Source organism: Ekhidna sp. (assembly GCF_965247405.1).
Taxonomy (GTDB): Bacteria; Bacteroidota; Bacteroidia; order Cytophagales; family Cyclobacteriaceae; genus Ekhidna.
Genome location: NZ_OZ252014.1, coordinates 2,029,776 through 2,041,317, shown reverse-complemented (window position 1 = coordinate 2,041,317; position 11,542 = coordinate 2,029,776). Strand labels below are relative to the sequence as shown.

The following is an 11,542-nucleotide window of genomic DNA, read 5'->3' as shown; positions in this document are numbered from 1 at the left end:
TTTCGTTAAATCATGCAATAAAAGGGGAAAGATTAGCATTAGATCAATAGGTTTAATCTAAAATCCATTGACTTACGATGGGTTTTTTGAAATATTTGTGTTTATTAGTACGTTGAAACGTTTCAAGACAAATTCAAACGGTGTTATGAAAAATTATGTGAGAGCAGTCAAAAGCACTGGTTACTTTGCTTTAGCTGTAGTTTTTTTAGGTGCGTGTAACTTCATTGGAGGAAATGGGGGCGCGCCATCCGCAGAAAATCCGGGTTTTGCCAGCTCTGCCACCGGCCTGGAGTTTAATGAAGAAGGTGGCTTTCAAGTAAACGACTTTCAGGGACAACCAGATGGACCGAATCTTATCTTCATTGAGGGAGGTAGAACGGTGATGGGTTCTTTCGAGGAAGACGTAATGTACTCATACGATAACCTGGAAAGAGCAGTGACAGTTGCTTCATTCTACATGGATGAGACAGAGGTTGCTAATATTCACTGGTTGGAGTATGAATTTTACATCAAACAAGACTCAGACGAATACTACTGGAGAAATAACCTTCCAGATACAACCGTTTGGGCAAAAGATCTTGCTTACAACGATCCTTACGTAAATAGTTATTACAGATATCCGGGGTTCAGATATTTCCCTGTTGTGGGAGTAAACTGGAGACAAGCGGTAAACTATTGCAAGTGGAGAACCACTGTTGTAAACCTTAAACTGGCAGAGGATGCTGGTTATCTTGATCCAATTGCATCCGGTGACGATGCTTTCGCTGGCGCTGAAGGTGGAGACCTTGCTTCTTCAGCCGGTAATGTTCCAGGACTTAGCTCCGGAGTTGTACTTCCTGGCTACCGACTTCCAACCGAAGCAGAGTGGGAATATGCAGCACAGGCACTAATCGGAACACAGTGGCTGGATGAAAACCAAACACACAAAAGACTTTATCCATGGGATGGTCACGCACTTAGAAATCCTTATGGAAAAAGCATGGGATACTTCCTTGCAAACTTCAAAAGAGGAAAAGGTGATTATGCCGGTATCGCTGGTAAATTGAATGACGGTGCAATGATCACCACATACATTTACGATTACCCACCTAATGATTTCGGTCTTTACAACATGGCTGGAAACGTGAACGAATGGGTGCAGGATGTTTACCGACCACTTTCATTTCAGGACATGGATGACCTAAACCCAGCCAGAAGAGATGCAATCCTCGATTCAGAAGAAAACTATGATGCAGATTACTCATTCATTGGAAGGGAAGCTGCATATAGTGAAGAAGAGTGGGTGAAAACTTCAGGCCTTCAGAAAGCATTCAACGCGGACAATCCGCCCATGAAAAGACTTAGAGTTTACAAAGGTGGATCTTGGGCTGATGTAGCATATTGGCTATCTCCAGGCACAAGAAGATACCTTTTCGAGGACTCAGCAACATCAACAATTGGATTCCGATGCGCCATGATTCGTGCCGGATCTAATTTCTAATAAAATAATCTCACAGATTTTTCAGAGGCTGCTCATTAATGGGCAGCCTTTTTTATTTGCCTCGAGCGATGCATGCGACGTGAATTTGACCAACGCCCGCTTCGACCAGGCGTTGACACAGCATGCCAGTAGTAGCTCCGGTAGTAATTACATCATCCACGACCAGAACAGAAGCATTAGAAATATCCTCTCTTATTTCAGAATATACATTTTCCATATTCTCCCATCGCTCCACCTTTGATTTTCGTGTCTGTGTTTTCGTTGCAATGATTCGCTTGACTAATTGGTGCTTAACTTCCACATTTAACTCTTCAGAAATTCCATTGGCTATTTGCCTGCTTTGATTATAAGTTCTTTTTCTCAACTTTGAACGGTGAAGCGGAACCGGAACGATAAAGTCTAATTCCAAACTTTTGAGCTGTTGTGCAAACCATGTCCCCATCAACACACCAAGATCTTTCTTTCTGTTGTACTTTAATTGATGCAAAAGTTTTTGAGTGACTCCACGCTGATGAAAGTAAAGAAATGCATTAGCCGTTTTTACTTTTGGTTCAAAAGAGAATTTAGTAAAAAGTTCATTTGAGTCATTTTGAAAATCATTCGTAAATGGAAGGTCTATCTTACATCCTGTGCATAAATATTTTTCTTCGGAGATAAGTGACTGCTGACAGTTTATGCAGTTTTGTGGAAAAATCAGTGAAATAAAATCTCTAACCATTCACAAAAATTATGATAAATAATGGTTTATAAAAAGGATTTGGATCTACAAAAAGAATGGGTGCAACTTCTATACAGAATCAAAGAAGTAACAGGTAAGCGTCCTGCTGATCTAAATGGGGTACTTTTCCTTGTTGGTGTACAGGAATTGGGCAAAGGAGTCAAGTCATTTTCAAAAGAAGAAAAGCAAGACGTCATGCACATCGCGATATGCAAAGTACTGTCTCTGGCTGGATATTACGAACTTGAAGGGTTGGACGAAGAAGGTTGGCCACATTGGAAATTAGTAAAAAAGCTTCCTCGTTTTGATTTATTGGAGCAGGAAAAATTATTGAAAATTCAAATTTTAGAGTATTTCAAAAAAGAAATTGGTTGGTAAGATGCACCTTTGATTTGAATTGTCCGTTTACAATCGAACAATGAGTGAGTTAAAACAGATAAAGGAAAAGCTCGAATCGTTTAAGAGAAGATACTACACCCGGCAGTTGGTCGTAGGGATTCTTGGGTTTTTGATTATAAACGGTGCTTTCTTTCTGGGAATTAGCAGTCTGGAGCATCAGTTTTGGTTAGGTGTAACTGGGCGTTCCGTTCTATTCTTAGGTTTGGTGATTTGTGCTGTTTCCTCAGGCTATTATTTCATCGCTCAGCCAATTTTGAACATTCTACATGTCAAAAAAGGATTGTCAGATGAGCAAGCAGCAAGTGAGATTCAAAGGCATTTTCCTGAAATTGAAGATAAGCTGTTAAATACACTTCAACTTGGCCACAATGCTGATAATGCGCTTGTAGCTGCTGCGATTGATAAGAAGTCTGCTGAATTTAACCGGCTTTCGTTCATTCAGGCAGTGGACTTCTCGCCTGTTAAAAAATATGGCTTAATTCTTCTTTTGTTGATAATTGGATTCACCTTTATCTCTTTCATAAATCCGGCTATTATTACGGATAGTCCAAAGCGAATTGTAAACTTTAAAAAGGAATTTCAACCAAATGCTCCATTCCGATTTCATCTGGACGAGGAAATATTGCAAGCATTCAGAGGTGAAGACTACATATTTTCTGTAAAGATCGAAGGAGATCAGATCCCAGAATATGCCACACTGATCATAGACGATAAACGGCAAAATCGTCAACTAAAGCTTACAAACAATCAGATTCAATACGATTTTCCTAAAATTCAATCCAACACGCAAATACAAGTCGAAGCAGCCGGATTCAGATCGCAGGTATTTAATATTGAAGTAAAAGACCGACCGGACCTGGTTTCCATGCTCATTCGCGTATCAGAGCCTGCTTACACCGGTGGAAAAAGGAGAACCATTGAAAATACCGGAAATTTAACTTTACTGGAAGGTTCATCCGTTTTGTGGGAAATAAAAACACTCGCAACAGATAGTGCCAGATTCACCATCAATGAAGAAAAAGCTCTAATAACGCACACAACCACCAGCGATTTTTCAGTAGAAAAGCGCATTTTCAAAGCAGGTGGATATAGCATAGACCTATTTAACGAGTATGGCCAGAATGTTTCAGAATTAGGTTACAGTATAGATGTAATCAAAGATGAATATCCCGAAATAGCTGCTCAATTCTTCCCAGACTCTGTTCTCTATCGCTCCATAACGTTAGCTGGTTCCATCTCTGACGACTATGGCTTTTCCGGCTTGTATATCAACTACCAAAAAGGGGAATCCGAGAAAAGATATCAGATACCCATTGAAATAAACAATACAACCGGAAGTCAAAGTTTTTTTGCCCACTGGAATTTGGATAGCCTCGGTCTGAAGGCTGGAGAATCTTTGGAAGTTTACTTAAGTGTACTTGATAACGATGGGGTCCGCGGACCAAAAGAAGCGAGATCCAGATCATTCATACTAAAATCCCCTAGTGAAGATGAAATCAGTGCATTAATTTCAAAAAAACAAGACAATGTTGAAAACCAACTCGATTCAAGCGAAAAGAAAGCTGAAGAGATCGCAGAGAGATTAGAGGAGATCGAGGAAAGACTGAAGTCGGAACAAAAGTTTGATTGGCAAGAGAAAAAACTATTGGATGATGTCATTGAGGATAGAGAAAAGCTCAATGAACAAATCGATGAACTAAAAAAGAAACACGAAGATCTTTTGAAATCCAATCAGAAGTTTCAAAAACAAAGCCCTCAGCTACAGGAGAAAAACGAAAAGATGCAGGAATTACTCAACCAATTGATGGATGAGGAAACCAAAGAACTCTACGAAAAGCTGAAAGAGTTGATGAGAGAAAATGCTCAGTCCGATCAAATCACAGAACAGATAAATGAGCTGAAAAAAAGTGAGCAAAATTTAGAACGTGATCTGGAGCGTGCATTAGAGCTTTTCAAGAGATTAAAGATGGAGAGTGCGCTAGAGCAAAACCTTCAAAAACTAGACACACTTAGCCAGCAGCAAAAGAAAGCCGCAAACGATCCCACAGATACTGAGGCACAAAAAGATATCAATGAGGAATTTGAGGAGTTCCGAAAAAAAATGGATGAAGTCCAGGAAATGAATCAGGAGTTGAAACGACCTGAAGCGATGGAGGACTTTGAACTGGAAGAAAGGCAAATTGCAAAAGAGCTAAGGGAAATTGAGGAGCAGATGAACGAAGAATCAGAACAGTCCGAAAAGCAAAACAATGAGCGGGAAAATGGAGACTCTTCTGAGCAAGGTGATGAGCAGCAGTCCAACAGCGGCGATCCAAATCAAAAACAACAAAAACAGAATTCTTCAAAGAATATCCAGCAAAAACAGAAAAATGCGGCTCAGAAAATGAAAAGTCTGAGCCAAAAACTATCCAACATGCAGGGTGGTATGCAAATGGAAATGATGCAGGCCAATCTGGATCAACTCCGTGACATCCTTGACAACCTGGTTAAGCTCTCATTCAATCAGGAAGAGATCATGACTGAAATGCGAGAGGTTAATCAATCGGACCCCAGATTTCTGGAACTCTCTCAAAACCAACTCAAACTGAAAGATGACGCGAAAGTGATCCAGGATAGTCTATTATCTCTGGCATCCAAAGTTGTTCAAATTTCTTCTTATGTTACACGCGAAGTAGGGGCAATAAACGAAAACATCGACGAGGCAATTGATTATCTCAAAGACAGAAACAGAAATCGTGCGCTATCCAGTCAGCAGTTTGCCATGACATCAATCAACAACCTGGCCCTGCTTCTAGACGACACCATGCAACAAATGCAGATGGCCATGTCAGAAGCCATGGGAAACTCAAGCTCAGGAGATAAAAAACAGCCCCAGGGAATGCCTGATCTTCAGGAGTTGCAAAATCAGCTAGGTGAAAAAATGAATGAGCTTAAAGGTTCAGGAAAATCCGGTCGCGAGCTTTCTGAAGAGCTTGCTCGCCTTGCCGCAGAACAGGAAATGATCCGACGACAAATGGAGATGCTGAAAGAAGTACAAGATGGAAAGCCAGGCGGAGGAGCCGGGTCAGACGATCTTAAAAGAGCCATTGACATGATGGAACAAAATGAGGTAGATCTGGTTAATAAACGATTGACTCAACAATTGATCAATCGGCAGAAACAAATTATGACTCGCATGCTGGAAGCAGAAAAGGCACAAAGAGACCAGGAAATGGATGAAGAAAGAGAATCACAGCAGCCGTCGGTTATATCAAGAGAAATACCTCCGGGCTTTGAAAAATACCTTGAGTTAAAGAAGAAAGAGATTGAATTATTGAAAACCATCCCGCTGGAGCTAAATCAATTTTATAAAAAAGAAGTAAACGACTATTTTAGACGCTTAAGTTCAGAAGAAGAGAATGATCGATAACATTCAAATACAAATACCGTCACTCCCTGAAAACATCAGGATCGTTGAAAGCTTTATTGACAATGCAAAAGATCAATATCAGCTTAATGACGACATTTATGGTAACATTATGATTGCCGTAACCGAGTCAGTAAATAACGCCATTGTCCATGGTAATCAATCAGACAGCAAGAAAAACGTTCATCTTCAGTTGGCACTTGAAGAATCACAAATCAAATTTATTGTTGAGGATGAGGGCACAGGGTTCGACTATAACAATCTTCCTGATCCAACCTTACCGGAAAATATCAGCAAACCAGGTGGCCGTGGCATTTTCCTCATGAAGAATCTTTGCGACGAAGTGTCCTTTAAAAAGGAAGGAAGAGTAGCAGAGCTAAGCTTCTACCTTTCATAATGATCAATTTCTTCAGCGAGGATATCGACTTTTCTCTATCAAATCCTCACATTCAAACCCAATGGATCTCATCCATCATTTTCTCACACAAATTCTCCTTAGAGGAAATCAATTACATATTCTCTTCAGACGAATACTTACTACAAATCAATCGGGAACATCTGAATCATGATTATTACACCGATATAATCACCTTTGATAATTCGGAAGAGACAGGTGTAATAGAGTCCGATATTTTTATCAGCATAGACCGGGTGAAAGAAAACGCCAAAAATCAAAAAGCATCATTTACTGACGAACTGAACCGAGTTATGATTCACGGCGTTTTACACCTCCTTGGTTTTGGGGACAAAACAGAAGAAGAAAAAAAGGTGATGAGAGAAAAAGAAGACGCCTGTTTATCTTTGCTTAAACTTTAAGGTTCCACGTGAAACATTGACTGGTGGATCTTATTAAGGTTCCACGTGAAACATTCAAATTATGCTTCAAGAATACGATGTAATTGTAGTAGGTGCCGGCCATGCGGGTTGTGAAGCTGCAGCAGCGGCTGCTAATATGGGGTCCAAAACGCTCCTGGTAACCATGAACATGAATACCATTGCCCATATGTCGTGTAATCCTGCTATGGGCGGGATAGCCAAGGGTCAGATAATTAGAGAGATAGATGCACTTGGTGGGTATTCTGGTATCATTACTGATAAGTCAATGATTCAGTTCAGGATGCTTAACCGTTCAAAAGGACCAGCTATGTGGAGCCCAAGAGCACAGTCAGACCGAATGAGGTTTGCAGAAGAATGGCGTCTTGCATTAGAAAAAATCAATAACCTAGACTTCTGGCAAGAAATGGTTGGTGGAATCATTGTGAAAAATGGGAAGGCAGTAGGCGTAAAAACAGGAATGGGACTTGACATTAAAGCCAAGTCAGTCATACTAACCAATGGTACGTTTTTAAATGGATTGATCCATATTGGGGAAAAGAAGTTTGGGGGTGGTAGATCCGGGGAACGAGCTGCAACTGGTATTACAGAACAACTCGAAGAATTGGGGTTTGAATCTGGTAGAATGAAAACGGGAACACCACCCAGAGTCGATGGTAGATCGTTGGATTATTCGAAAATGGAAGAACAGGAAGGCGATGAAATGCCAGGCAAGTTTTCCTACTTAGAATCATCCAGACCTTTAAGTCAACAAAGAAGCTGCCATATTACCTACACAAATCCTGCAGTTCATGAAATACTACAAACGGGGTTTGAGCAGTCTCCAATGTTTACTGGAAGGATTCAAGGCCTTGGACCAAGGTATTGTCCATCAATAGAAGATAAAATTAATCGGTTTGCAGAGCGGGATAGACATCAAATATTTGTTGAACCAGAAGGGTGGAATACCATTGAAATCTATGTGAATGGTTTTTCTACCTCTCTGCCAGAAGAAGTGCAGCTAAAAGCATTACAAAAAGTACCTGGTTTTGAGAGTGTGAAAATGTTCAGGCCAGGCTATGCGATTGAGTATGATTTCTTCCCACCAACGCAGCTTTCAAATACGTTGGAGACCAAGCTCGTTGAGAATCTATACTTCGCAGGACAGATCAATGGTACTACCGGATATGAGGAAGCCGGATGCCAGGGTTTGATAGCCGGGATAAATGCACACCTTAAAGTTGATGAGAAAGAACCATTCATTCTAAAAAGAAATGAAGCCTACATTGGTGTACTTATAGATGATTTAATAAATAAGGGTACTGAAGAACCTTATCGTATGTTCACCTCAAGAGCAGAGTTTCGATTACTGCTAAGACAGGATAATGCGGACATTAGATTGACTGAGAAAAGCCATAAGATGGGTTTAGCAGATGACCGCCGAATGGTGCAAGTCAATAAAAAAATACAAGAAACAAAAGACTTGATGTCATTCCTAGAAAACACAAAGTTCAAACCGAATGATGTTCAGGATAAGCTATCATCGTTATCTTCTGCACCAATTAAGGATAAGTCATCATTAGCTACCATTCTTAAAAGACCTGAGATATCCATATATGACTTTAAGATATTCTCTAAAGAAGCTGAAGAAACACTGAACATATACAACTCAGAGATTATTGAGCAAGCAGAAATTCAAATAAAATATCAAACCTATATTCAAAGAGAACAAGAGAACTCACAGAAAATGAACAATCTTGAAAATCTCAGAATCAAGAAATCTTTCGATTACAATAAACTACCATCTCTCTCTGCAGAAGCAAAGGAAAAATTACTTAAAATAAAACCGGAGACATTGGGTCAGGCTTCCAGGATAAGTGGCGTATCTCCATCAGATGTATCAGTACTAATGGTTTATCTAGGTAGATAATGTACGAGAAGCTTGAAGAGTGTCCTGTATGTAAACACTCCCAATTCACAAATCATCTAATTTGTGATGATCACTCTGTATCAGGAGAAAGTTTTGCCTTGGTCAAATGCAAGAAATGTTCCCTGGTCTTTACGAATCCTAGACCAGAGCAAGGAGCACTTCCAGATTACTACCAAAGTGATCAATACATTTCGCATACTGATAAGGGAAATTCCCTAATCAACTTTATCTACAAGCTGGTACGTAAATACACCATAAGAAGAAAAGTCAAACTGATTGATAAGCTCAATCGAGGACAAGGTTCTCTTCTAGACTATGGATGCGGAACTGGTGATTTTATAAAGACAGCAAATAAGAAAGGTTGGCATGCTTATGGATATGAACCAGACAAGGATGCCCAGAACATTGCATCCTCTAAAAATCCAGATAAGCTTCTAGACAGAATTGAAAACCATAAGGACCAATTTAATATCATCACTGCATGGCATGTGATTGAACATGTATCAGAACTTAACAAAACCATTAAGACACTAAAGAAACAACTAGCTACAGACGGGCACCTTATTATTGCCTTACCAAATCATAAATCGTATGATGCAGCATTCTACAAAGAATACTGGGCGGGATATGATGTACCAAGACATCTGTATCATTTTGATCAGGAATCTATAAAATCATTTGCTACGAAATTCAAGTTGAGATTGATTCATACATTACCTATGAAGTTTGATTCATACTACGTTTCCATGCTGAGTGAAAAATACAAAGGCAAATCCAACTTGTTGAATGCATTGAAAATAGGTCTCAATTCCAATAATAAGGCAATCAAAACAAACGATTACTCAAGCTTGATTTACATCTTCAAGAAATGAAATACGTTCTCCGGCTAATAATCATTACCCTTCTTTCAACTACAGCATTCTACAAATGTGCTAATCCAGGAAGACCAACAGGTGGACCAAAAGATACCATTCCACCCGTATTGATCAATGCTATCCCCGTATCGGGCACTACCAATTTCAAGGACCAGTTAATTGAGCTTGAATTCTCTGAGTACATCAATGCAGATAAAATTCAACAAGAATTAATCATCACACCTAAAACAGATATCAGATACAAGTCCATAGTCAAACGCAACAAACTTGTTCTTAAGTTAGATGAGGCTCTAGAAGATTCTACTACGTATTATTTTAACTTTGCAAATGGTGTAACAGATATCACTGAAAAAAATCCTGTAGTCAATTTAGCATTAGCATTTAGTACCGGGCCATTCATTGATAGCATGTCTGTTAGTGGTTCTGTAGAAGAACTGATGACTCAAGAGCCTGGAGCAGGTTATGTTGTATCCTTATATCCGTATTCAGACACCTTGGACTATTTCGCGGATAGTCCTATGTATTTTACTACAGCTAATGACTCAGGTAACTACACATTAAATTACATCAAACAAGGTAAGTATAAAATCATCTCATTTAACGATGACAACAACAACTTCATGTTGGATCCTGAAACAGAAGCACATGGTTTTATATCTGATACAATTCAACTTGATTCCGCTTTAGCACTTCCCAAAATGAGGTCTGTTCTTCAGAATGTCAAACCAATACAACTTATCAATACCAGGCCGACTGGGAGATATGTTGAAATCAAATTCAATAAGCAGGTCGATAATTATACACTAACACCTGAATACTTACCGCACAATCTTATTGGCGAGAACAATGATATTATTCGCTTGTACAAACCAGAACAACTAAACTATAAGGATTCACTTACTTCATATATAACAGCAAGTGACAGCTTGGGTAATCAAATTGTAGATACACTCAAATATGTATTTCTTGAATCCAATAGGAAGCCATCAGGATTTTCATACTCGGTTCCTTCCAAAATAGAAATTAAAAACAATCCATTATTTGCTATTAAATTCAACAAACCCATAAAATCACTAAATGCAGATAGTATAATTATCCAAGCTGATAGCATCTTTTCATTCTACCCACCAGTAGAACTTGAGTGGAATACGAATCGGACAGAATTGAATTTAAGACTGCAGATAGACAAGGACTCCTTACTTCAAGCATTTGAAGCGTCAATCCCAAAAGACACTGCAGCCAGCGACTCAACTCAAAAAAACCAACAAAGGACAGGTCAGAGAAACCTGGAAATTGTAATGAAAAAGAATATGTTTCTCTCTGTTGAAAATGATACCTCATCCTTAAAAACGATCATCCTTCAAAAGCCTCAATCTAAACCATCAGGAACCCTACAATTAGCTATTCAAACTGAAAAGAAATCATTTACCATTCAACTGACAGATAAATCGGGTAAAGTGAAGTACCAAAGGAAAAATGAAAAAAACCTAAACTTCACATCCATCAAACCCGACACCTATCAGATTAGGGTGCTCATCGACAGTAATGAAGATGGTAAATGGAGTTATGGTAATCTCTTAGAAAACAAACAACCAGAGGATGTATTTCTTTATCCTGAAGAAATATCCATACGCGAAAACTGGGTTGTTGAGATGAGTATAAGCTTCTAAACCTGTTAATAACTTGATACTTTATAGTGGATAAGTTGAATTGAACAGATACTTTAAGCTATTCCACTCATTCAATAAATAATAACATCCAACAACATCAAGGTTATAGACAATTTCTTAAATCATATTCTTAAAATTTCTATTCACATCAATTGCAATTACTTATCTACAATAAATCATAAAATACTTTATTTCAAATACTTAGATGTTGATACCTTGTGAAGTTGGATTAGTTAAGACAGACCTTATAA

General features: G+C 38.9%; 9 protein-coding genes. 8 read left to right on the top strand and 1 reads right to left on the bottom strand.

Translation table 11 applies throughout. The features are described 5' to 3' along the window. The first annotated feature begins 145 nt into the window (after window positions 1–145). Window positions 146–1,480, top strand: coding sequence for a gliding motility lipoprotein GldJ (gene gldJ, locus ACP14Y_RS09220; protein ID WP_424962672.1), 1,335 nt, complete (start codon window positions 146–148; stop codon window positions 1,478–1,480). Between the two features lie 52 nt (window positions 1,481–1,532). On the opposite strand, the gene ACP14Y_RS09215 is transcribed toward gldJ, so the two are convergent. Continuing rightward, window positions 1,533–2,198: a ComF family protein gene (locus ACP14Y_RS09215; protein WP_424962671.1), complete on the bottom strand. Its 666-nt coding sequence runs from the start codon at window positions 2,196–2,198 to the stop codon at window positions 1,533–1,535. 21 nt (window positions 2,199–2,219) lie between these two features. Here ACP14Y_RS09215 and ACP14Y_RS09210 point away from each other — a divergent pair, with 21 nt between their 5' ends. The 7 genes from ACP14Y_RS09210 to ACP14Y_RS09180 all read left to right on the top strand — a co-directional run bounded on the left by ACP14Y_RS09210 (window position 2,220) and on the right by ACP14Y_RS09180 (window position 11,291). Next, complete coding sequence (locus ACP14Y_RS09210) at window positions 2,220–2,576, top strand: hypothetical protein (RefSeq protein WP_424962670.1); 357 nt, start codon at window positions 2,220–2,222, stop codon at window positions 2,574–2,576. A 40-nt stretch (window positions 2,577–2,616) separates the two neighbouring features. Continuing rightward, on the top strand, window positions 2,617–6,006 hold the full coding sequence (locus ACP14Y_RS09205; RefSeq protein WP_424962669.1) for a hypothetical protein: 3,390 nt from the start codon (window positions 2,617–2,619) through the stop codon (window positions 6,004–6,006). After that, window positions 5,996–6,400: an ATP-binding protein gene (locus tag ACP14Y_RS09200; protein ID WP_424962668.1), complete on the top strand. Its 405-nt coding sequence runs from the start codon at window positions 5,996–5,998 to the stop codon at window positions 6,398–6,400. The genes ACP14Y_RS09205 and ACP14Y_RS09200 overlap by 11 nt, the downstream gene beginning before the upstream one ends. Then, window positions 6,400–6,819, top strand: a complete 420-nt coding sequence (gene ybeY, locus ACP14Y_RS09195; protein ID WP_424962667.1) for an rRNA maturation RNase YbeY — start codon at window positions 6,400–6,402, stop codon at window positions 6,817–6,819. Before ACP14Y_RS09200 ends, ybeY begins: the two co-directional genes overlap by 1 nt. Before the next feature lie 61 nt (window positions 6,820–6,880). Next, window positions 6,881–8,746: a tRNA uridine-5-carboxymethylaminomethyl(34) synthesis enzyme MnmG gene (gene mnmG, locus ACP14Y_RS09190; protein WP_424962666.1), complete on the top strand. Its 1,866-nt coding sequence runs from the start codon at window positions 6,881–6,883 to the stop codon at window positions 8,744–8,746. After that, on the top strand, window positions 8,746–9,618 hold the full coding sequence (locus ACP14Y_RS09185; RefSeq protein WP_424962665.1) for a class I SAM-dependent methyltransferase: 873 nt from the start codon (window positions 8,746–8,748) through the stop codon (window positions 9,616–9,618). The genes mnmG and ACP14Y_RS09185 overlap by 1 nt, the downstream gene beginning before the upstream one ends. After that, a complete protein-coding gene (locus ACP14Y_RS09180) occupies window positions 9,615–11,291 on the top strand; it encodes an Ig-like domain-containing protein (RefSeq protein WP_424962664.1) in 1,677 nt (558 codons plus the stop codon). Before ACP14Y_RS09185 ends, ACP14Y_RS09180 begins: the two co-directional genes overlap by 4 nt. The last annotated feature ends 251 nt before the right edge of the window (window positions 11,292–11,542 follow it).

Bases quoted from the DNA above. Each gene is read 5' to 3' on its own strand.
- gldJ (WP_424962672.1), top strand. From the start codon at position 146: ATGAAAAATTATGTGAGAGCAGTCAAAAGCACTGGTTACTTTGCTTTA.
- ACP14Y_RS09215 (WP_424962671.1), bottom strand. From the start codon at position 2,198: ATGGTTAGAGATTTTATTTCACTGATTTTTCCACAAAACTGCATAAAC.
- ACP14Y_RS09210 (WP_424962670.1), top strand. From the start codon at position 2,220: ATGGTTTATAAAAAGGATTTGGATCTACAAAAAGAATGGGTGCAACTT.
- ACP14Y_RS09205 (WP_424962669.1), top strand. From the start codon at position 2,617: ATGAGTGAGTTAAAACAGATAAAGGAAAAGCTCGAATCGTTTAAGAGA.
- ACP14Y_RS09200 (WP_424962668.1), top strand. From the start codon at position 5,996: ATGATCGATAACATTCAAATACAAATACCGTCACTCCCTGAAAACATC.
- ybeY (WP_424962667.1), top strand. From the start codon at position 6,400: ATGATCAATTTCTTCAGCGAGGATATCGACTTTTCTCTATCAAATCCT.
- mnmG (WP_424962666.1), top strand. From the start codon at position 6,881: ATGCTTCAAGAATACGATGTAATTGTAGTAGGTGCCGGCCATGCGGGT.
- ACP14Y_RS09185 (WP_424962665.1), top strand. From the start codon at position 8,746: ATGTACGAGAAGCTTGAAGAGTGTCCTGTATGTAAACACTCCCAATTC.
- ACP14Y_RS09180 (WP_424962664.1), top strand. From the start codon at position 9,615: ATGAAATACGTTCTCCGGCTAATAATCATTACCCTTCTTTCAACTACA.